At 72.1% G+C, this 21007-nt stretch carries 22 protein-coding genes; 12 read left to right on the forward strand and 10 right to left on the reverse strand.

From position 1 onward, the window contains the following. Positions 1–7: 7 nt before the first annotated feature. The 6 genes from BLW57_RS32665 to BLW57_RS32690 all read left to right on the forward strand — a co-directional run bounded on the left by BLW57_RS32665 (position 8) and on the right by BLW57_RS32690 (position 5298). Positions 8–436, forward strand: coding sequence for a DUF3037 domain-containing protein (locus BLW57_RS32665; protein ID WP_093481001.1), 429 nt, complete (start codon positions 8–10; stop codon positions 434–436). A 148-nt stretch (positions 437–584) separates the two neighbouring features. Then, on the forward strand, positions 585–1346 hold the full coding sequence (gene fabG / locus BLW57_RS32670; protein WP_093479323.1) for a 3-oxoacyl-ACP reductase FabG: 762 nt from the start codon (positions 585–587) through the stop codon (positions 1344–1346). Between the two features lie 21 nt (positions 1347–1367). Continuing rightward, positions 1368–2126, forward strand: coding sequence for an SDR family oxidoreductase (locus BLW57_RS32675; protein WP_093479324.1), 759 nt, complete (start codon positions 1368–1370; stop codon positions 2124–2126). 202 nt (positions 2127–2328) lie between these two features. Next, on the forward strand, positions 2329–3906 hold the full coding sequence (locus BLW57_RS32680) for an ABC transporter substrate-binding protein (protein ID WP_093479325.1): 1578 nt from the start codon (positions 2329–2331) through the stop codon (positions 3904–3906). A gap of 93 nt (positions 3907–3999) precedes the next feature. Next, a complete protein-coding gene (locus BLW57_RS32685) occupies positions 4000–4683 on the forward strand; it encodes a uracil-DNA glycosylase (RefSeq protein WP_093479326.1) in 684 nt (227 codons plus the stop codon). Positions 4684–4782: 99 nt separating this feature from the next. Further along, positions 4783–5298 (forward strand): tetratricopeptide repeat protein, encoded by a 516-nt coding sequence (locus BLW57_RS32690; RefSeq protein ID WP_093479327.1) that lies wholly within the window; start codon positions 4783–4785, stop codon positions 5296–5298. A gap of 38 nt (positions 5299–5336) precedes the next feature. Here BLW57_RS32690 and BLW57_RS32695 read toward each other — a convergent pair whose 3' ends face one another. Continuing rightward, the gene (locus BLW57_RS32695) at positions 5337–5804 is read right to left on the reverse strand and encodes a hypothetical protein (RefSeq protein WP_256339638.1); all 468 of its coding nucleotides are present in this window, start codon (positions 5802–5804) and stop codon (positions 5337–5339) included. Between the two features lie 148 nt (positions 5805–5952). After that, complete coding sequence (locus BLW57_RS32700; RefSeq protein WP_093479329.1) at positions 5953–6579, reverse strand: TetR/AcrR family transcriptional regulator; 627 nt, start codon at positions 6577–6579, stop codon at positions 5953–5955. An 84-nt stretch (positions 6580–6663) separates the two neighbouring features. Here BLW57_RS32700 and BLW57_RS32705 point away from each other — a divergent pair, with 84 nt between their 5' ends. Continuing rightward, complete coding sequence (locus BLW57_RS32705; RefSeq protein WP_093479330.1) at positions 6664–7854, forward strand: FAD-dependent monooxygenase; 1191 nt, start codon at positions 6664–6666, stop codon at positions 7852–7854. Then, positions 7851–8762, forward strand: coding sequence for a Gfo/Idh/MocA family protein (locus tag BLW57_RS32710; RefSeq protein WP_093479331.1), 912 nt, complete (start codon positions 7851–7853; stop codon positions 8760–8762). Before BLW57_RS32705 ends, BLW57_RS32710 begins: the two co-directional genes overlap by 4 nt. Here the strand turns inward: BLW57_RS32710 and lnt are convergent. The 3 genes from lnt to BLW57_RS32725 all read right to left on the reverse strand — a co-directional run bounded on the left by lnt (position 8680) and on the right by BLW57_RS32725 (position 13093). Continuing rightward, positions 8680–10254, reverse strand: a complete 1575-nt coding sequence (gene lnt, locus BLW57_RS32715) for an apolipoprotein N-acyltransferase (protein WP_093479332.1) — start codon at positions 10252–10254, stop codon at positions 8680–8682. The two genes, BLW57_RS32710 and lnt, sit on opposite strands and share 83 nt — an antisense overlap. Positions 10255–10399: 145 nt before the next feature. Further along, the gene (locus BLW57_RS32720; protein WP_093479333.1) at positions 10400–10882 is read right to left on the reverse strand and encodes a nuclear transport factor 2 family protein; all 483 of its coding nucleotides are present in this window, start codon (positions 10880–10882) and stop codon (positions 10400–10402) included. A 150-nt stretch (positions 10883–11032) separates the two neighbouring features. Continuing rightward, positions 11033–13093 (reverse strand): restriction endonuclease, encoded by a 2061-nt coding sequence (locus BLW57_RS32725; RefSeq protein WP_176985805.1) that lies wholly within the window; start codon positions 13091–13093, stop codon positions 11033–11035. A 139-nt stretch (positions 13094–13232) separates the two neighbouring features. Here BLW57_RS32725 and BLW57_RS32730 point away from each other — a divergent pair, with 139 nt between their 5' ends. After that, a complete protein-coding gene (locus BLW57_RS32730; protein ID WP_256339639.1) occupies positions 13233–13736 on the forward strand; it encodes a hypothetical protein in 504 nt (167 codons plus the stop codon). Positions 13737–13797: 61 nt separating this feature from the next. Here the strand turns inward: BLW57_RS32730 and BLW57_RS32735 are convergent, their stop codons facing one another. The 4 genes from BLW57_RS32735 to BLW57_RS32750 all read right to left on the reverse strand — a co-directional run bounded on the left by BLW57_RS32735 (position 13798) and on the right by BLW57_RS32750 (position 16119). Continuing rightward, the gene (locus BLW57_RS32735) at positions 13798–13977 is read right to left on the reverse strand and encodes a hypothetical protein (protein WP_073895166.1); all 180 of its coding nucleotides are present in this window, start codon (positions 13975–13977) and stop codon (positions 13798–13800) included. Positions 13978–14072: 95 nt separating this feature from the next. Beyond that, positions 14073–14588, reverse strand: coding sequence for a DUF1877 family protein (locus BLW57_RS32740; RefSeq protein ID WP_093479335.1), 516 nt, complete (start codon positions 14586–14588; stop codon positions 14073–14075). 31 nt (positions 14589–14619) lie between these two features. Continuing rightward, positions 14620–15495, reverse strand: a complete 876-nt coding sequence (locus tag BLW57_RS32745; RefSeq protein ID WP_093479336.1) for an undecaprenyl-diphosphate phosphatase — start codon at positions 15493–15495, stop codon at positions 14620–14622. Between the two features lie 153 nt (positions 15496–15648). Then, positions 15649–16119 (reverse strand): winged helix-turn-helix transcriptional regulator, encoded by a 471-nt coding sequence (locus tag BLW57_RS32750; protein ID WP_093479337.1) that lies wholly within the window; start codon positions 16117–16119, stop codon positions 15649–15651. Between the two features lie 153 nt (positions 16120–16272). Here BLW57_RS32750 and BLW57_RS32755 point away from each other — a divergent pair, with 153 nt between their 5' ends. Further along, on the forward strand, positions 16273–17442 hold the full coding sequence (locus tag BLW57_RS32755; protein WP_093479338.1) for a thiolase family protein: 1170 nt from the start codon (positions 16273–16275) through the stop codon (positions 17440–17442). Positions 17443–17930: 488 nt separating this feature from the next. Here BLW57_RS32755 and BLW57_RS32760 read toward each other — a convergent pair whose 3' ends face one another. After that, positions 17931–18701: a TVP38/TMEM64 family protein gene (locus BLW57_RS32760; RefSeq protein WP_093479339.1), complete on the reverse strand. Its 771-nt coding sequence runs from the start codon at positions 18699–18701 to the stop codon at positions 17931–17933. A 49-nt stretch (positions 18702–18750) separates the two neighbouring features. Here BLW57_RS32760 and BLW57_RS32765 point away from each other — a divergent pair, with 49 nt between their 5' ends. Together BLW57_RS32765 and tuf are read left to right on the forward strand one after the other, a co-directional pair. After that, a complete protein-coding gene (locus BLW57_RS32765; protein ID WP_093479340.1) occupies positions 18751–19473 on the forward strand; it encodes a DNA alkylation repair protein in 723 nt (240 codons plus the stop codon). 305 nt (positions 19474–19778) lie between these two features. Next, positions 19779–20951 (forward strand): elongation factor Tu, encoded by a 1173-nt coding sequence (tuf, locus tag BLW57_RS32770; RefSeq protein WP_093479341.1) that lies wholly within the window; start codon positions 19779–19781, stop codon positions 20949–20951. The last annotated feature ends 56 nt before the right edge of the window (positions 20952–21007 follow it).

Here is a 21007-nt window from a genome sequence, read left to right on the forward strand (position 1 = left end):
CATCCACATGGCCGGCCATGTGACCGAGCGGCACATCACCCGGGCGGGCCAGGGCGGCGACCGGGACGTGTTCGAGTACGCGCTGCTGCGGGTCGTACCGCGCGTGGAGCGCGGCGAGTGCATCAACGCGGGCGTCATCGTCTACTCCCGCGCCCGGGCCTACGTGGGCGCTCGCACCCATCTGGACGAGGCCCGGCTGCTGGCACTGGACCCGCGGGCGGACCTCGCCGGGATCCGGGCCGCGCTCGGCGCCGTGGAGAAGGTGTGCGCGGGCGGGGACGGCGCCGGCCAGGCGGCCGGTGACGACGCCGGACGGCGCTTCCGCTGGCTGATCGCGCCGCGTTCCACCGTCGTCCAGCCCGGGCCCGTGCACACCGGTCTGACCACCGACCCGGCCGCCGAGACGGAACGGTTGCTGGACCTCCTGGTGAGGTAATGGATCACACCGGCCGGATGTGCCGTTGACACCGGGTGCCAGGGCTTCTAGCGTCACGGGTGCTGAAGGTACTAAGCGGTCGCTCACCGCATGAGGGGCCTCCGACGGGGGCCCCGACAGGTTCTCTCAAGGGCGAGGAGAAGCAGCAATGTCCACCACTGAACAGCGGGTCGCGGTAGTCACCGGCGCGGCGCGCGGCATCGGCGCCGCTACCGCCGTACGGCTGGCCGCCGAGGGTCGCGCGGTCGCCGTGATCGACCTCGACGAAGCCGCCTGCAAGGACACCGTCGAGAAGATCACCGCGGCCGGCGGCAAGGCCGTCGCGATCGGCGCCGACGTCTCCGACGAGGCGCAGGTCGAGGCGGCCGTCGCCCGGATCGTCGAGGAGCTGGGCGCCCCGACGATCCTTGTGAACAACGCGGGCGTGCTGCGCGACAACCTGCTGTTCAAGATGAGCGTCTCCGACTGGGACACCGTCCTGAACGTGCACCTGCGCGGCTCCTTCCTGATGACCAAGGCCGTCCAGAAGCACATGGTCGACGCCGGCTTCGGCCGGGTCGTCAACCTCTCCTCCTCCTCGGCGCTCGGCAACCGCGGCCAGGCCAACTACTCCGCCGCCAAGGCCGGTCTGCAGGGCTTCACGAAGACCCTCGCCATCGAGCTGGGCAAGTTCGGCATCACCGCCAACGCCGTGGCCCCCGGCTTCATCGCCACCGAGATGACCAAGGCCACCGCCGACCGCGTCGGCATGGGCTTCGACGACTTCAAGGCCGCCGCCGCCACCCAGATCCCGGTGCAGCGCGTGGGCGAGCCCGAGGACATCGCCAACGCCATCGCCTTCTTCACGGGCGAGGCGGCCGGCTTCGTCTCCGGCCAGGTGCTGTACGTCGCCGGCGGACCGCTCGACTAGGGACCTTGGGGAATCACCGACATGACTGAACTTCCGGAGCTGTCCGGCCGGGTCGCCCTCGTCACGGGCGCCAGCCGCGGTATCGGCCACGGCGTCGCCGAGGCGCTGGTCGCCCGCGGCGACCGCGTCTGCATCACCGGCCGCAACGAGGACGCCCTCAAGGAGGCCGTCGACCGGCTCGGCGCCGAGCGTGTCATCGGCGTCGCCGGCAAGGCCCACGACCTCGACCACCAGACCGAGGCCGTCGAGCGCACCATGGAGGCCTTCGGCCGCCTCGACTTCCTCATCAACAACGCCGGTACCAACCCGGTGTTCGGCCCGATCGCGGACCTCGACCTGAACGTCGCCCGCAAGGTCTTCGAGACCAACGTCATCTCCGCGCTCGGCTTCGCCCAGAAGAGCTGGCACGCCTGGCAGAAGGACAACGGCGGCGCGATCGTCAACATCGCCTCGATCGCCGGCCTCGCGCCCTCGCCGTTCATCGGCGCCTACGGCGTCAGCAAGGCCGCGATGATCAACCTGACCCAGCAGCTGGCGCACGAGTTCGCGCCGAAGGTGCGGGTCAACGCGATCGCCCCGGCGGTGATCAAGACCAAGTTCGCGCAGGCCCTGTACGAGGGCCGCGAGGAGGAGGCGGCCGCCTCCTACCCGCTCGCCCGGCTCGGCGTGCCCTCCGACATCGGCGGCGCGGCGGCGTTCCTCACCTCGGAGCAGTCGGACTGGGTCACCGGTCAGACGCTCGTCGTCGACGGCGGCCTCTTCCTCAACGCCGGCGTCTGACCGTCCGACTGCCGGACGTCCGTATCGGGCGCCGTTTCCCCACGGAACGGCGCCCGAAACGCCTCTGGAGATACATCCAGCGGCATGACAACGTAGTCATCGTTCAATCGATCAAGAACGCCTGCTTCAGAGGAGGTTCAGGGGCCCGGACGCTGCGGTATGGTCTGCCGACCCTTGGTATGGCAGATCGAGGAGCGTGCGCGTGTTCAACCGGAACCGATTCCTGCGGAGAGTCGCGGCGATCGCGTCCATATCCCTGGTGACCGGCTGCAGCCTGCTGTCCGACGGCGACCCCGACAGCGAGGGGCCGATCGTCGTGGGCACCACCAGCGCGCCCAGCACGCTGGACCCGGCCGGAGCGTGGGACGGCTCCTGGGAGCTGTACCGCAACATCTTCCAGACGCTCCTCGCCTACCCCAGCGGCGCCACCACCCCGCAGCCCGACGCCGCCGAGAGCTGCGCCTTCACCGACAACAGCAGCCGCACCTACCGCTGCAAGCTGCGCTCGGGGATGAAGTTCGCCGACGGGGACCCGCTGAACGCGGAGGCCGTCCAGCACTCCATCGACCGCATCCGCACCATCAACGCCCCCGGCGGGCCCGCGGGGCTGCTCGGCAGCCTGGACCGCGTCCAGACCTCCGGCGACCGCGAGGTGATCTTCCACCTCAACCAGTCGGACGCCACCTTCCCGTTCGTGCTGGCCACCCCCGCCATGTCGATCGTCGACCCGGACGACTACCCGGCCAACTCCCTGCGCAAGGACACCAAGGTCTACGGCTCCGGACCGTACAAGCTCCAGTCCTACGAGGAGGGCAAGCAGGCCGTCCTCGTCAGCAACGGCAACTACAGGGGCTTCGCCGACCGGCAGAACGACGCGGTGACCATCCGCTACTTCCAGGACTCGTCCACCATGGTCAAGGCGCTGCGGGACAAGCAGATCGACGTCACCTACCGCGGCCTCGCCGCCGACGACATCATCGCCCTGCAGCAGCACGACACCGCCGATCTGCAACTGGTCGACGGCGCCGGCACCGACATCAGCTACCTGGTGTTCAACCCCAAGGACCCCTGGGCCAAGCAGCCCGCGGTGCGCAAGGCCATCGCCCAGGTCGTCGACCGCGGCGCGATCTCGCACAAGGTCTACCGCGACACCGTCGACCCGCTGTACTCGATGGTCCCCAAGGGCCTCACCGGCCACGCCACCAGCTTCTTCGACGACTACGGGGACCCGAACGTCCCCAAGGCGCGCAAGATACTCACCGACGCCGGCATCACCCGTCCCGTCCCGCTCACCCTCTGGTACACCACGGACCGCTACGGCTCCGAGACGGCACTGATGTTCAAGGAGATCAAGCGGCAGCTGGAGGACTCGGGCCTGTTCACCATCACCCTCAAGAGCCGCCCCTGGAAGACCTATGTGGTCGGCTACCAGAAGGGCGAGTACCCGGTGTTCGGCCGCGGCTGGTTCCCGGACTTCCCGGACGCGGACAACTTCATCGCCCCGTTCGTCGGCCAGAAGAACGCGCTCGGCACGCCCTACCCGGCCAAGGAGATCACCGACCGGCTGCTGCCCCACTCGCGCGCGGAGAGCGACCGTGCCCAGACCGTCAAGGACATGGAGCAGGCCCAGCAGGTCATGGTCGACGACGCCCGGCTGATCCCGCTGTGGCAGGGCCGGCAGTACGTGGCGGCCAGCGACGACGTCTCCGGCGGCGAGCAGGCCCTCGACCCGTCGACGATCATGATGATGTGGACGCTGCACCGCAAGACCAGTTGGTGAACGGCCCTCGCGGCAGCCGTTGTCAGTGGTCGCCTGTAGGTTCTGGAGCAGTGACCGCAGGCCGTAGTTGATCGACATCGTGAGGACGTTGACGTGACCGACATCGCCATGCTGCCCGAGTCCTGGCGCGGGGTTCTGGGTGACGAGCTGGAGCAGCCCTACTTCAAGGAGCTGACCGAGTTCGTCGAGGAGGAGCGGGCGAACGGCCCTGTCTACCCGCCGCGCGAGGAGGTCTTCGCCGCGCTGGACGCCACGCCGTACGAGCAGGTCAAGGTCCTCGTCCTGGGCCAGGACCCCTACCACGGCGAGGGCCAGGGCCACGGCCTGTGCTTCTCGGTCCGCCCGGGGGTGAAGACCCCGCCCTCCCTGCGGAACATCTACAAGGAGATGCACGAGGAGCTGGGCCTGCCCATCCCGGACAACGGCTACCTGATGCCGTGGGCACAGCAGGGCGTACTGCTGCTCAACGCGGTTCTCACGGTCCGGGCCGGCGAGGCCAACTCGCACAAGGGCAAGGGCTGGGAGAAGTTCACGGACGCGGTGATCCGCGCGGTGGTCTCCCGGCCGGACCCGGCGGTCTTCGTCCTGTGGGGCAACTACGCGCAGAAGAAGCTCCCGCTGATCGACGAGACCCGGCACATCGCGGTCAAGGGCGCGCACCCGTCGCCGCTGTCGGCGAAGAAGTTCTTCGGCTCGCGCCCCTTCACCCAGATCGACGAGGCGATCGCCCGGCAGGGCCACCAGCCCATCGACTGGACCATCCCGAACCTGGGCTGACGGCCGCCGGCCCGGCGCGACGGCGCCGCCTGACCGGATATCCCCACGGCGCCGGTTAGCGTCGGCAGTGGACCATTGCCGACGTCCCGGAGGGACACCGTGGCGGAGCGACAGGAGCAGGCGGCGCCGGACGCCGTGCTGACACGGATCGGTCAGGTCGTGATGCTCCACCACGGCGGTGACCGCGAGGAGGCCCGCAGCCGCTTCCTGGACCTGTGGGCCGAGATCGGCGAGGACGGCACCCCCCTGCACCGATGCACCCTCGCCCACTACCTCGCCGACACCCAGGACGATCCCGCGGACGAACTGGCCTGGGACCTCAGGGCGTTGTCGGCGGCGGAGGAACTGGCCGACGGCCGCGGCGGCGATCCGCCGAGCGTGCGGGGGTTCCTGCCCTCCCTGCATCTCAACCTGGCCGCCGACTACGTCAAGCTCGGCCGTGCGGAGGCCGCCCGCAGTCATCTGCGCCGGGCCCGGACCGCAGCGGGCGCACTGGCCGACGACGGCTACGGCAGCGGGGTCCGGGCCGCGATCGGCCGGCTGGAACTGCGGCTGGGTGAGGACGGCGCGGCGGGCGGGGATCTGTGGGGGCCGCCCCGGCAGCGGCCCAGTTAGGACCGGCGGACCCGGGTCCTCCGGGTCCGATGGCCCCCTCAGTGCCCGTAGGCCCGTTCGCAGATGACCGATTCGGGGCTGTCGCCGCGCCAGCCGCCGTACCGCCTGCCGAGAGCGCAGACGTCCGGGGCCTGCGGGGCGGGGTGTGAGAGGTCCGGGACATCGACACCCGTGTGCCGGTGGCCGTCCGCCCTCCGCCGCTCGGGCCGGGGCGCCGGCGGGGCTGGCGCCCGGCGCGCGACCGGCGGCGCGGCCGCGGGGTGCGGGGCCCGGGGTGCGGAGTGCGCGGGGTGCCGGGGCGGGCCGACCCTCTCCAGTGCCTCCCGTGCCGGTGCCTGCACCACACGGGGCTCCGCGCTGCCGTCCGGCCGGCCCGCCGTCTGCTGCGCCCGCGCCGTGTCCGGTGGCGGTCCCGGTGCCGCCTGACGCTCGACCGTCATACAGCCGGAGAGGGCCGTGACGGCCACGCTGACGAGGAGCGCTGCGGTGGTGGTCGATCGATGCACCCGCGCCACTCTGGTGGTTCGGGTACCGGCTCGGCAGCAGGGAGTGGACGACGGGCCCCCGCACGGGTGAACTCGTGCCCCGTACGAAGGTCTTCGGAGGACCGAGGGTGACGTCCGGCGCCGCGGGGACGCCTCTCCCCGGGGGGTCTCACCGGCCCAGCATGCCCGCCAGCAGTTCCCGCAGGCCCGTGCGGATCGCCTCCGCGTCCGGCACCTCGGTGCTGAAGGACCCGGCCGCGCACGAGAACATCAGCCCGTCCGCCCAGGCCACCAGGGACAGCACATGCCGGGCGGGGTCGGGCGAGCCGACGGCCGTGAGCATCGCGGCGAGCTGCTCCCGGAAGGCGGCACCGGTCCGGTCGTAGAAGGCGCGCAGTTCGGGGCGGCGGGTGGCTTCCAGGGCCAGTTCGTAGCGGGCGATCAGCAGGTCGCGATCGCAGGCCAGGGAGCGGTGGACGGCGAGTGCGAGCCCCTGCGCCAGCGCGTCGAGCCCGCCGCCCGGCTCCGGCATCTCCTGGACGGCGAGTACCCGGGCCTCCCGCTCGGCGTGCCGCCGCACCGCGAGTTCGAGCAGCGCCTGCCGGGTCCGCGCCACGTTCGACGTCGAACCGAGCGGCAGCCCCGCCGCCTCGTCCACCGCCCGGTGGGTCAGCCCGCGCATACCGCGCTCGGCCAGCAGGGTGAGGGCGGTGTCGGCGACGAAGTCGGCGCGGGAGGCCCCTGAGGTGCTCGGGGTGCTGGACGTGCTCGGCGTGCTGGGTGTGCTCTCGGGCATGGGGACGACCCTACCCACTTCACTACGGCTGTAGTATCGTCAACCCGTACTACAGATGTAGTCCAAGGAGGCAGGGGGAGAGCCATGGCACAGCCGACGCGCGCGATCGTCATCGGTGGCGGGATCGGAGGTCTGACCGCGGCCGCGGCCCTGCACCGGCGCGGCCTCGACGTGACCGTCCTGGAGCGGGCCCCCTCGCTGGAGCCCGTCGGCGCGGCCATCTCGCTCGCCCCCAACGCCCTGCGCGCCCTGGACGTCCTCGGCATCGGCGACGAGATCCGCGACCTCGCCGCCTGGCAGGGCGACGGCGGACTGCGCACCCCACGCGGACGCTGGCTGTCCCGCTCCAGCGCCGAGGCCGCCGAAGCCCGATTCGGCGGCCCGCTGGTCCTGCTGCCCCGCGCCACCCTCGTCGACCGGCTCGCCGCCCTGCTCCCGCCCGGCACCGTGCGCACCGCTGCCGCCGCCACCCTCGCCGACCCGGGCGACCGCACCCGGCCCGCCAGGGTGACCGCCGGCACTACGGAGCTGGAGGCCGACCTGGTGGTGGGCGCGGACGGCGTCCACTCCCGTGTCCGCGGCACCCTGTTCCCCGAGCACCCCGGCGCCGTGTACGCCGGGTTCACCACCTGGCGCGTGCTGATCCCGGTGCCCGGCGTGGAGTTCGCCTCGCACGAGACCTGGGGCCGCGGCCACATCTGGGGCACCCACCCGCTGAAGGACGGCCGGGTCTACGCCTACGCCGCCGCCACGGCCCCGGCGGGGGAGCGGGTCCCGGACGACGAGCGGGCCGAACTCCTGCGCCGGTACGGCGACTGGCACCAGCCGATCCCCTCCGTCCTCGCCGCCGCCCGCCCCGAGGACGTGCTCCGACACGACGTCCACCACATCGCCCGGCCCCTGCCCGCCCACCACCGCGGCCGGGTCGCGCTCCTCGGCGACGCGGCCCACGCCATGCCGCCGACCCTCGGGCAGGGCGGCAATCAAGCCATCGAGGACGCCGTGGTCCTCGCCCACCACGCCGCCGACCTGCCCGCCTACACCGCCGCCCGGCTGCCCCGCACGACCGCGATCGCCCGCCAGGCGGTCAGGGTGGGCCGCCTCAACATGGCGGGCGGCCGCGCCGTCGTCGCCGTACGCGACACCGCGGTCGCCGCCCTGTCCAAGGCCGGACCGGCGCTGTTCCTGCGCGGCTTCGACGGCATCGCCGACTGGCGGCCCCCGTATGCTGCCGATCAGACACACGCAGGCAAGCGGGACAGGGAGCGCACGTGAAGGTCGGCTGCATCGGACTCGGGGACATCGCGCAGAAGGCGTACCTGCCGGTGCTGGGCACGCAGCCGGGAGTCGACCTGCACCTGCAGACCCGTACGCCCGCGACCCTGCACCGGGTCGCGGACACCCTGCACCTGCCCGAGGACCAGCGGCACACGAGCCTGGACTCGCTGCTCGCCGCCGGCCTCGACGCGGCCTTCGTGCACGCGCCCACCGCCGTCCACCCGGAGATCGTCACACGGCTGCTGGAGGCGGGCGTGCCGACGTACGTGGACAAGCCCCTCGCCTACGAACTCGCCGAGTCCGAACGGCTGGTGGCCCTCGCCGAGCGGCGCGGAGTCTCGCTGTCCGTCGGCTTCAACCGGCGCTACGCCCCGGGTTACGCGCAGTGCGCGGACCACCCGCGCGAGCTGATCCTCATGCAGAAGAACCGGATCGGGCTGCCCGAGGAAGCCCGTTCGATGATCCTCGACGACTTCATCCACGTCGTCGACACCCTGCGGTTCCTGGTGCCGGGTCCGGTCGACGACGTCACCGTGCGCGCCCGCGTCGAGGACGGGCTGCTGCACCACCTCGTCCTCCAGCTCGGCGGGGACGGCTTCACCGCGCTCGGCGTGATGAACCGGCTCAGCGGTTCGGCCGAGGAGATCCTCGAGGTCTCCGGACAGGACACCAAGCGTCAGGTGCTCAACCTCGCCGAGGTGATCGACCACAAGGGCCAGCCGACCGTCCGCCGCCGCGGCGACTGGGTGCCCGTGGCCCGGCAGCGCGGCATCGAGCAGGCGGTCCTCGCCTTCCTCGACGCCGTACGCGCCGGGAAGGTGCTCAGCGCCCGGGACGCGCTGGCGACTCATGAACTGTGCGAGCGCGTGGTACGAGCGGTTCAGGACCGTTCCGGCGCAGCCTGAGCGCCCGCACCCCCTCCGCCCCGCACAGCGCGGCCAGCACCAGCAGCGCTCCGTGCACCGGCCAGTCGCCGTAGCGGACGTACGGCGTGACGCCGTGCGCGAGCGGTACGTCGTACACGCGCGCGGTGCTCTCGTCCGTGCCGAGCCACGGGCCGAGGCGCTGTCCGCCCGGTCCGTACACGGCCGAGACGCCGGTGAGCGTGGCGTGCACCATCGGGCGGCCGGTCTCCGCCGCACGCAGCGCCGCCAGCGAGGCGTGCTGCTCCGGAGCCCAACTGTGCTGGAACGAGGACGTGGAGGTCTGCCCGAGGAGGAGGTCCGCGCCGTCCTCCGTGAGATGCCGGCTCATGTCCGGGAACGCCGTCTCGAAGCACACCAGCGGACCGATCCGCAGCCCGTGCCCGACGTTCATCACGACCTGCTCGGTGCCGCGCCTGCGGTCCTCGCCCGCCGCCTTGCCGACCGAGGTGGCCCAGCCCAGCAGCGAGCGGGCCGGTATGTACTCACCGAACGGCACCAGCCGCATCTTGTCGTACCGCTGACCGGTCGGGCCGTCCGGGCCGACCAGTACCGAACTCTTGTAGATCCCGGGCCGGTCGGAGCGGCGGGCGTCCACGTTCACCAGCACGTCGGCGCCGGTAGCGCGGGACAGCGCCGCGACCCGCCGGGCCAGGTCGGGCCGGTCCCCCAGGTCGAAGCCCACGCTGGACTCACCCCACACGACGAGGTCGACGTCCTGGCCGGCGAGCCGCCGGGTCAGCTGCTCCTCGCGGTCGAAACGCTTGTCGCCGCTGTCCTGCCCGTCCACGACGCCCGGTTGGACGACGGCGATCCGCACCCGCCCGTCGGCGTCCGGGTGCGGTGCCCACGCCCACGCCGCCGAGGTCGCGGCGGCCGTGGCGACCAGGGAGGCCACGGCCGGCACCCGCGACTCGCGCACGGACACCAGGACGGCCAGGGCCACGTTGACCGCCACCACCAGGAAACTGAGCAGCCACACCCCGCCGACCGAGGCCAGTCGCAGCGCCGGGCCCACCTGCCACTGGCTGGAGCCCAGCATGCCCCACGGTCCGCCCAGCCCCTGCCAGGACCGCACCAGCTCCACCGCCAGCCAGGCCGACGGCAGTACCAGCAGCGCGGCGGCGCCCCGGCCCGGTGACGGAGCCCCGCCCAGGAAGCGGTGGATCAGCATGCCCCAGGGAGCCCAGAGCGCGCCCAGCAGGACGGCTATGAGAAAGATGAACACGTGCAGGCTCGGCAGCAGCCAGTGGTGCACCGCGACCAGGAAACCGAAGCCGCCCCACCATCCGTCGTACGCCGCCCGCCGTGCCGTCGGCGCCGAGCGGGTCAGCAGTATCCAGGGGACCAGTGCCACGTACGCGAACCACCACAGGGAGGGGGCCGGGAACGCGAGCACGGGCAGGGCACCCGCGAGGGCGGCGGCAACGGAGCGCCGCCAGGGGGAGGTGAGCCAGTGGCCGATCGTCCTCATAAGGACCCTCTTTACCCAGCACTGGCTCCAGTGTGCGCGTCGCGTCGGATCTCCGACAGTGCGTCGTCGCGGGGGAGCGGTGCGTGGCGAGGTGCGGGGCCGGTGGGTGCGCTGCCGGGGACCCGGCACCGCACCCACCGAGTGCTCAGTCCCGCAGGTCCGCGGGTCTGCGTTCGGGCAGGCGGCGCCACTTCTCGTGGACGACGACCTCGCTGAGCCGCCAGCCCTCCCGTGTGCGCAGGAGCCCGAAGTCGTAGCGCCCGCCGCACACCAGGTCGGGCGCGGCGGGGCCGCCGTCGGACGTGAACCGCATCGGGTTGAGGTAGTCGGCGCGCACCCGGGCGGTGTCTCCGGTGTCGTGGTCCAGGAGGCCGAACCGCACCCGTCGGTTCACGATCAGATGCTGGCGCATGTCGAAGAGGGCCAGGCTCTCGGCCAGCCATCCGGCGACCTGTGCCGCGTCACCCTCGATGCCGCCGGCCGAGCGGTAGTCGGCCCGCCCGTCGGCGGTGAACAGCCGGCGGTACGCCGTCCAGTCGCCGTCGTCCACCGCCCCCGCGTACTCGGTGATCAACTCGTCCACGGCCAGACGGTCCAATACGGTGGCGAGCTCAGCGCGCTGCGTCATCGGCACAGTTTTGGGCATGGGCGGCGCGGAGCCAAGAGGGACGCCCGAGATCGGGTGACGCGTGGTGTGACCGGAACGCGAACCCGCCCGTGCGCACGAACACACCGTCGAGAACGAACCGCAGTTCCGAGCGTCCCTGTGCGCCAGGGCCTACTCCACCTCGATGCCGTAGTCCGTGACGAGCTCCTCCAGGCCGCCCGTGTAGCCCTTGCCGCCGAGGACGAAGTCCCAGTCGCCGTTGGATCTGCGCCGGAAGGAGCCGAGCACCAGGGCGGTCTCGTCCGGCCGGCCGTCGGAGACCTCCAGTCTGCCCAGTTCGGTCATCGCGGGGTCGAGGAGCCGGATGCACGCGTCCGTGAAGCCGGAGAGGTCGGCGTCCGGGTTGACCTCCGGATCGACGGCGGCGACGAGGACGAACCGGTCGGCCTCACTCGGCAACGCGTCGAAGGAGACGCAGATCGCGGCCTTGTCGGGCGCGTTCGCGGGCAGGGCACGCACGGTCCCGTCCGGCGTCCGCGGATTGTTGAAGAAGACGAAGTGGTCATCGCTCAGGACGCGGTTGCCGCGGCAGACCAGCGCGCACACGTCCAGGGCGACACCTCCCGTCCACGACATGCCCAGGACGTTGTAGTCGTCGGGCAGCCGGGGACCGGCGACCGGAGCCGACGGCCGCGTTCCGGCGCGGCGGGCACCGTCGCCCAGTCGGCCGCGGAGCCCATGACGGTGCAGCAGGTCGACGAGTTCGGTTCCCGGTATCAGTTCCAGCGGCTTGCCGTTGGCGAAGGTGTGGGAGCCGGGGCCGAACCCCGACGTCGTCACGAGCACACCCTTGTTGGCGCCGGCGTCCTGGACGGTGCCGTACAGGTCGCGCACGGCGGTGGGCGGCACCGTGTTGCGGTAGCGCTTCACCTGGACGACGATCTTGCCGCCCCGGATCGGTGCCGGGTCCAGGGCGTCGACGTCCACCCCGCCGTCGTTGGAGCGCTGGGTGGTGACCGCCTGCATGCCCATGGCCCGGAAGAGATCGGCCACGAGGTTCTCGAAGGCGATCGGATCCATCTCGTACAGGTCGGGGTCCTCGTCGCCGCCGTGCGTGACGACACGGTTCCCGACCTCCTGCGGCCGGCGGCTCGGCCGCACCGGCGCGAGCTGGTCGGGCCGGGCGGAGAGCTGTCCGCGCAGTCCGTCGGCCAGGCAGCTGCAGGCGTCGACCTGGGCCAGGTGCAGATCGCGGAAGGTCGAGCGCGCGGCCATGACGGTCGCGAGGTAGATGTGGCCCGGCCGGCCCGTCGTGGGGTCGTGCCCGTCCACGAATCCGTTCAGGGTCACCGACTCGAGCGCGCCCAGCTCGTCGGCGGCGAAGAGTTCGTGCGGGACGAGCAGCATGCACTGCGCCAGAACCTCACGGTAGAGGGCCCTGCGTTGCCCCACCGGGCGGGGCGTCTCCTTCTCCTGGTCCAGGCTGGGCATGTAGCGAACGGACTTGGCCTCGGGGACGACGTCGTAGGCGGGCAGTTCCCAGTCGAGCACCAATTGCCCGGCTGCCGGGTCGTAGGCCGCCGCCACCTGGCGGGGGAAGCCCTCCGGCCACGCGGTGGAGGCGTACAGAGCGGCGGAGAAGTACTCGACCACCGCCTCGGGATCGCGGCGCCGGACCCCCTCGGTCAGCTCCACGACGCCGGCGTTGTGCCGCCGCACCTCGGCCAGCTGGGCGTCGGCCCACTGCTCGTACTCCCGCTGGTACGAGGCCAGTTGCCGCTGCCGCTGGGCCTCCGCAGCCTGGGCGGCATGCCAGTCCCGCTCGAAGCGCGCGCGGGCCTCCGCCTGCGCCTGGGCGCGGCGGCCGGCGGTCCACCCGCTCTGCGTCTGGTAATGATCGAAGTCGGGCATCGGCACGGGCCGCGCCAGCGGCCCGGGAGCGAACGGCCGGACTTCCTCGGGGCGCAGGAGGGCGGCGGCCCGGAAGGCCGGCGCCCGGCAACCCGAGGCGAGCAGACCTTGCAGCGAGGTGACCCGCGCGTCCAGTTCCTCGGTGCGGCGCAGCGCCTCCGCCTGCCGGTACTCGCGGTGACTCTGGACGGCTCGCCGCTGATGGGCACGCGCCTGCTGCGCTTCCTGTCTGCGTCGTCGGGCCTCGGCCTCCGACTGCCGCTGCTGCTGCCTCTGCATCTCGGCCCATACCCCGGCCAAGCCACTGGAGCGACGACTCATGTCCCGCAGGCCCTCCCCAAGGCACTCTGGTTGTCCCCACAACCAGGTGTAACGGTACGACTCTAGCCAGCGAGGACCGTCTCGCACATCCACTCGGCGAGAGGGGCCCACCGGAGTGTTCGTGGGGCATGCTGTCGCGGTGAGCGATTCTCCATCCCAGTGGCGGACTTGGCTGAACAGTCTGGACGCGGACCGGAGGGCGTCCGCGGACTGCTTGCGCCTTCGTTTCGAAGCGCTCGGCGCGGCCGACGCCGACGACCGGGCCAGGTCGGAGGTCATGGAAAACCTTCCGCACCTCGCACGGTTCGCACTGCTGCGGAGCCTGTGGCGCGCACCGATCGATGGGTGGGCCGATCCGGGCGCGTTCGCCGGGCTGCCGGCCGCCCAACGGCTCCTCGCCGCCGGAGCGGACGAGGATGACCTCGTTCGCCTGGCACGAGCGGTCGCCTACGAGGCGGTGTTCGGGACGCTTGACGAGCTCGACTCCGGCGGTGACGTGAATGCGTCGGGCATGGACGTCGGCTGGATCGTCATGGAGTCGGGCGAAGACGGTGCCCCGACCGGGCGAGCGCTCGCGGGGCTGCACGAAGACCTTCTGACATCGGACCCCAGTGGGCGTGATGGCGCCGATCTCTGGCGGTAGCCGTTCCGGTGGGCACGACGTGCCGGCGCCGGTGCGGCGCCTTGCCGGACGGTTACGCGGCTCAGGCCGCCTCGATGACGCGGGTGCGGATCGCTTCGGCCCATTTGACCACCAGCAGTTCGTACTCCGCGCGCTCCTGTGCCGACAGGGTGCCGCCCGCACGCAGCCACAGCGCCCGGATCTGCTCGTTCAGCTCGGCAGCGGAGCGAACGGAACCAGAGGGCATGGAATCGGGGGACATGCGGACAAGCCTAGGGGCAAGCACTGACACTGCGCTACCGCATGGCTACACAGAAGGTATGCGGTTGGTCACCGCCGACGCCCTCCCGCCGCCCTTCAGTCGACCCAGACCAGAACGCACATGCCCTGCTGGGCGGCCGCCCTGAAGAACGTGCTCGTGACGGTGAAGTACCGGTTCAGGTACGCGCGTACGTCGCCCCGGAAACCGTCGAACCCGCAGGCCACGGCCGCCGCGGAGGGGTCCGCCGGCAGGGTGGCGAGGACATCGTCCAGGGCGAACTCGTCGAGGGCGCGGGAGATGTCCGAAACGGCGGCCGGTGACAGGAGTCGGGGCGGGCCGTCATACCCGTCGTAGACCTCCGGGTGGTCGAGGAACTCCACGTCCCCGCCGGGGTCGCCGCTGGTCACCCTGTCGAGCAGCCGGTCCGCCGCGGTGTCCCCGAGCCGGTCACGGCAGTACCACTTGAGGCCCCACAGCGCCCAGTCCGCGTCCAGGGTGTCGTGCGCCGGCGGGCCCCAACCCGGCTTCGCCTCCACCGAGTCGAGTGCCGAGGCGCGGCAGCGCTCCAGATAGGCCGGGGTGATGCGGGCGAACTGCTGGGTGAGGGCCATGCGTCCGGAGCGTAGCCCGCGGGGTCCGTCGTCAGCTCGCCGATTCCGCCGCGTGCGGGCTCAGCACATCCGCCGAGACCAGGGCGATGATGACGACGCCGAGGGCGATGCGGTACCAGACGAACGGCATGAAGCTCTTGTTGGAGATCCACTTCATGAACCACGCGATGACCGCGTACCCCGAGGCGAACGCGATCACCGTCGCGAACAGCGTCGGGCCCCAGGCCACATGACCCTCGCTCACCGAGTCCTTCACCTCGAAGGCGCCGGACGCGAGCACCGCCGGGATGGCCAGCAGGAAGGAGTAACGGGCCGCCGCCTCGCGCCGGTAGCCCATGAACAGGCCGCCGCTGATGGTCGCGCCGGAGCGGGAGACGCCCGGAATGAGGGCGCAGGCCTGGCACAGGCCGAACACCAGGCCGTCCCTGACGCTCAGGTTCTCCAGGGACTTGCGCTGCTTGGGCGCCCGGTGCCGGCCGCCCGTCTCGTCCCGGGCCGCCAGCCGGTCGGCTATGCCGATGACGACGCCGACGACGATGAGCATCGTGGCGGTGATCCGCAGATCCCGGAACGGCCCCTCGATCTGGTCCTTCAGCGTCAGACCCAGCACACCGATCGGGATCGAGCCGACGATCACCAGCCAGCCCATCTGGGCGTCGTGGTCCCGGCGCATGGCCTTGTCGAACAGCGAGCGGAACCAGGCGGAGACGATACGGCCGATGTCCTTGCGGAAGTAGATCAGGACCGCGGTCTCCGTACCGATCTGCGTGATCGCCGTGAAAGCCGCACCGGGGTCCTCCCAGCCCGAGAACGCCGCGGTCAGCCGCAGGTGGGCGCTGGAGGAGACGGGCAGGAACTCGGTCAGCCCCTGGACGAGTCCGAGGACGAGGGATTCAAACCAAGACATGGAGGTACGGCGTCCAAGTGCTGAGGGGTGAAAGGCCGGAGCGAGAAGTGCTGATCATGTGACGAAGGCAGCGTAGCGGGCCCGGATGACGGCAGGGCAACGGGGGTTGGACGGCAGTTCGATCAGCTCGACGTGTTCCGGCAGGGGCGTGATTCAGGCCGCGGCCGGTCCTGAGACCGTCCATCCCGGCGCCTGGGGGTGGGCCGTGAGGTCCTCGTGCCGTACCGGGTCGCCACAGGCCCGGCAGGTGACCACGGGCACCAGTTCGTTGCCGCAGGCGTGCTCGACGAGCATGGGCAGGTCGGTGCCCTGGCGGAGGTGGCGGTCGCCCCACTCCTTGAGGGTCATCAGGACCGGCTCCAGCTCCAGGCCCGCCGGGGTCGGGCGGTACTCGAAGCGCTGGGGGCGCTCGCTGTAGACCCGCTTGGTCAGGATTCCGGCGTCCACGAGCCGGCGCAGCCGTGTGGCCAGGACGTCGCGGGGGGCGCCGATGTTGCGCACGAGCTGGTCGAAGCGGCCGTTGCCCAGGCACACCTCCCGCAGGACGAGCAGGGAGTACTTCTCGCCGACCAGCGCGAGGGCGTCGGCGATCGAGCAGGGGCGCGGGTCTTTCGTGGCGGCCATGAGGTCAGTCTAGGAGGTCAGCCTCATTCAGGGTTTGATTTTCAAACTTACAGCGCTATGGTGAGTTCGGATTTCCTACTCACCGGTAGCTCCCGCTCCCTGCCGACCCTCCTTCCGGGGGGTGGGTACCGGGCGGCCAAGGAGGCCCGCACCATGCGCGACGCAGTCATCGTCGAAGCCGTACGCACGCCCATCGGCAAGGGCAAGCCGAACGGCTCCCTCGCCCACGTCCACCCGGTCCAGCTCCTCGCGCACACCCTGCGCACCCTGGTCGAGCGCTCCGGCGTCGATCCCGGGCTGATCGACGACGTCATCGGCGGCACCGTCGACCAGGTCGGCGAGCAGGCCATGAACACCACCCGGTACGCCGTCCTCGCGGCCGGCTTCCCTGAGACCGTCCCGGCGACCACCGTCGACCGCCAGTGCGGCTCGTCCCAGCAGGCCGTGCACTTCGCCGCGCAGGGCGTCATGTCCGGCGCCTACGACCTCGTGGTCGCGTGCGGTGTGGAGTCGATGAGCCGGGTGCCGATGTGGTCGAACGTGCCCGCGGGCAAGGACCCGTTCGGCCCCGGAGTCGCCGAGCGCTACCCCGAGGGCCTGGTCCCGCAGGGCATCAGCGCCGAGCTGATCTCCGCCAAGTGGTCGCTCACCCGCGCGCGTATGGACGAGTTCGCCGTCGCCTCGCACCACAAGGCCGCCGCCGCGTGGGAAGCCGGGCTCTTCGACGCCGAGGTGGCAGCGCTGGACGGCGTGTCCCGCGACGAGTGCGTACGGCCCGGGAGCACGCCGGAGATCCTGTCCGGACTCAAGCCCGCCTACTACGACCCCGGCTTCGCCGAGCGCTTCCCGCAGATCGAGTGGAGCGTCACCGCGGGCAACGCGAGTCCCGTCAACGACGGCGCCTCCGCCGTCCTCATCACCTCGAGCGAGACCGCGGCCCGGCTCGGTCTGCGCCCGCTGGCCCGTCTGCACAGCTTCGCCGTGACCGGTTCCGATCCGCTGCTGATGCTGACGGGTGTCATCCCGGCGACGGAGAAGGTGCTGCGCCGGGCCGGGCTGGACCTCGGCGACATCGACCTGTTCGAGGTCAACGAGGCGTTCTCCAGTGTGGTTCTGGCCTGGCAGCAGGAGACCGGCGCCGACCTCGCCAAGGTCAACGTCCACGGCGGCGCCATCGCCCTCGGCCACCCGCTCGGCGCCAGCGGCACCCGCCTGACCACCACCCTGGTCCACGCGATGCACGAGCGCGGTGCCCGTTACGCCCTCCAGACCATGTGCGAGGCGGGCGGCCTGGCCAACGCGATGATCCTGGAGGGCGTCTGAGCGCTCCAAGGCCGGCCACGTGACCTCTCGGCCGCGCGTCAGGCCTCCGGCCCGCCGGCCGGAGGCCTGACCCCGACGACCGGCCCGAGCCACTCGCCCGCCGGCTGCTCCGACGGCCGTCGGTCCGCTCCGCGCCGGCGGCAGGGCCGTTCACCGGCTCCGGCCGGTCGGGCCGGTGGACGGGCCGTTGTCGGCGGCCGGCATGAGGCGGCTCGGCCGTCGTGCCCGGTCGATCGCGGTCCGAACGGCCGCCGGACTGTTCCACGGCCGCCGGTCCGTCCCACACCGGCGGCAGGACCTGTTGCTGTGTGATCTCCCGGCTGCGTTCCGGTCGGCCGAGCCGGCGGTCGGCCGTTGTCGGCGACCGATCCCAGCCGCTCGGCCGCGGTTTCTCCGACGGCCGCGGTCCGCCCCGCGGCGGCGGTCGGGCCGAGGCGTTCGCCGTCGGTGGCGGGCTGCCCGGGCGGGCCCGGTGGCGGTCGGGCTGCTCAGTGGCCGCGCAGTTGGTGGCGTTTGCGCCAGGCCACCGCCGTGCCCACCAGCGCGGGTACGGCGATGCACGCCATCGCGATCAGGAAGGCGGGGGAGGTAGGGGCCGAGGCGCGGGCCCCGGCGACCGCGTAGGCGGCCGTGTTCGGGATCGAGCCGAGTGCCGTGGCCAGCAGGAAGGACAACCAGCCCATGCGGGACACGGCGGCGCAGTAGTTCGCCGCCCAGAACGGCACCCCCGGGAACAGTCGCGCCACCATCATGGAGCGGAACCCGTGCCGGCTGAGCTGCCCGTCGGCCGCCTTCAGCCAGCGGCCCCGCAGCAGCGGGCGCAGCGCGTCCTGCCCGAGGACACGGCCCAGCCCGAAGGCCACCCCGGCCCCGAGCACCGTGCCCGCCAGCGCCGTCGTCAGTCCCACCTGTGAGCCGAACAGGGCGCCCGCCGCCAGGTTCAGCAGGGGGCGCGGCACGAACGCAACGGTGCACAGGCCGTACGCCGCCCCGAACACGACGGCCGCGGCGGCCCCGCCGAGCTGCGGCGGCCAGCCGTGGGTCAGCAGCCGCTGCGGTTCGAACAGCAGCACGCACGCGGCGGCGGCCGCGAGCAGGGCGCAGAGCAGTGAGAGCCGGGCGTAGGGGGACAGCAGCACGCGTGTGCAGCGTGCGGCCGGTCCCGTGGGACGCAGCGGCGGCGGCACGGGGACGGTGAGCTCCGTGGCGGCGGCCCGGGGAGAGGCCGTGGCGGTGCCAGAGCGGTTGGCATCGAGCATCCGGTGACATTAACCGACGAACGTGTCTGATCGCCGTATGGTTCGTCTCATGACCGTCACCGGCGCGGCCCCGCCGGACGTACCGCGCAGCGCTCTCGCCGACACCGTGCTGGACCGGCTGACCACCGCTTACGCGGCCGCGGCCGATCCCGGGCGGGCGGCCGCCATGGGGGCCTACATGAAGGACGTCACGCCCTTCCTGGGCATCCCGACCCCGGCCCGCCGCGCCCTGTCGCGCACCGTGCTGGCCGGCATCGCGCGCCCCGACGAGGCCGACTGCACGGCGGTCGCCCTGCGCTGCTGGGCGCTGCCCGAGCGCGAATACCACTACTTCGCCGTCGACTTCCTGCGCCGGCACGCGGCCCGCTGCTCCCCGGGCTTCCTGCCGGTGACCCGGTACCTCGTCACGACCGTCCCCTGGTGGGACACCGTCGACCTGCTCGCCGCGCACGTCGTCGGCGCGCTGGTCGCCGCCGCCCCGGAACTCACCGCCGACATGGACGTCTGGATCACCGACGACGACCTGTGGGTGGCCCGCACGGCGCTCCTCCACCAGCTCCGCTACAAGGAACGCACCGACGCCGAGCGGCTGTTCGCCTACTGCCTGCGCCAGTCCGGCCACCCCGACTTCTTCATCCGCAAGGCGATCGGCTGGGCGCTGCGCGAGTACGCCAAGACCGACCCCGGGGCCGTACGGGACCTGCTGACGCGGGAGCGGGGCCGGTTCGCCCCGCTGACCGTGCGGGAGGCGCTGAAGAACATCGGCGCCTGACCCGGCCGCGGCCGGTTCCCGCGCCCCGCCCACCTGCGGCTCCCGGTCCCACTCACCGTCAAAAACCATTCGACGCCGGACAAACCGTCGGCGATGATCGGCGTCATGTTCCGGTACGCCTTCCTCCTCGCAGCATCCGCCGTCGCGGATGCGCCGAAGGCTGCCGTCCCGTTCCTCACGGCCGCTGTCGACGGCGCCCGAAGCTGACCCTCTCCGGATCGACCGGCGGACCCCGCAGGGGGAGGGTCGGCCACTCACCGGGGTCCCGCGTTCCCGTACGACCGGAGAGGCTCCGAGGTACAGCCATGTCCAAAACGGCCTACGTGCGCACCAAGCCGCACCTGAACATCGGCACCATGGGTCACGTCGACCACGGCAAGACCACCCTGACCGCCGCCATCACCAAGGTCCTGGCCGAGCGCGGCACCGGCACGTTCGTGCCGTTCGACCGCATCGACCGGGCCCCGGAGGAGGCCGCCCGCGGCATCACCATCAACATCGCGCACGTCGAGTACGAGACCGACACCCGGCACTACGCCCACGTCGACATGCCGGGCCACGCGGACTACGTCAAGAACATGGTCACCGGCGCCGCGCAGCTCGACGGGGCCGTCCTCGTCGTCTCCGCGCTCGACGGGATCATGCCACAGACCGCCGAGCACGTGCTGCTCGCCCGGCAGGTGGGCGTCGACCACATCGTGGTCGCGCTGAACAAGGCCGACGGCGCGGGGGACGAGGAGCTCGTCGACCTGGTCGAGCTGGAGGTCCGCGACCTGCTCACCGCGCAGGGGTACCCGGGCGACTCCGTACCCGTCGTCCGTGTCTCCGGGCTGAAGGCGCTGGAGGGAGACCCGCGGTGGACGGCGTCCATCGAGGCGCTGCTCGACGCGGTGGACACCTACGTGCCGATACCGGAACGGTACGTGGACGCCCCGTTCCTGCTGCCGGTGGAGAACGTGCTCACCATCACCGGCCGGGGCACGGTCGTCACGGGCGCCGTGGAGCGCGGCAGACTGCGGGTCGGGGACCGGGTGTCGGTGCTCGGCGCGGACGTCGAGACCGTGGTCACCGGTCTGGAGACGTTCGGCAAGCCGATGGACGAGGCGCAGGCCGGGGACAACGTTGCCGTGCTGCTGCGCGGGGTGCCCCGGGACGCCGTCCGTCGCGGGCACGTGGTGGCGGCGCCGGGCAGCGTGGTGCCGGCGTGGCGGTTCTCGGCCCGGGTGTACCTGCTGTCTGGGCGCGAGGGCGGTCGCACGACGCCGATCGCCACCGGGTACCGGCCGCAGTTCTACATCCGTACCGCGGACGTGGTGGGAGACGTGGACCTCGGCGAGGCGGCCTTCGCCCGGCCGGGGGAGACGGTGCGGATGACGGTGGAGCTGGGCCGGGAGGTCCCCCTGGAGCCCGGGCTGGGGTTCGCCGTCCGGGAGGGCGGGCGGACCGTGGGAGCGGGGACCGTGACCGCCGTGGAGTGAGGGCGGCGAGCGCGGAGGACCGCGCGGGCGCGAGGACGGCCCGCGTGGTCCTCCGC

It is taken from the genome of Streptomyces sp. 1222.5 (genome assembly GCF_900105245.1).
Lineage (GTDB): Bacteria > Actinomycetota > Actinomycetes > Streptomycetales > Streptomycetaceae > Streptomyces > Streptomyces albidocamelliae.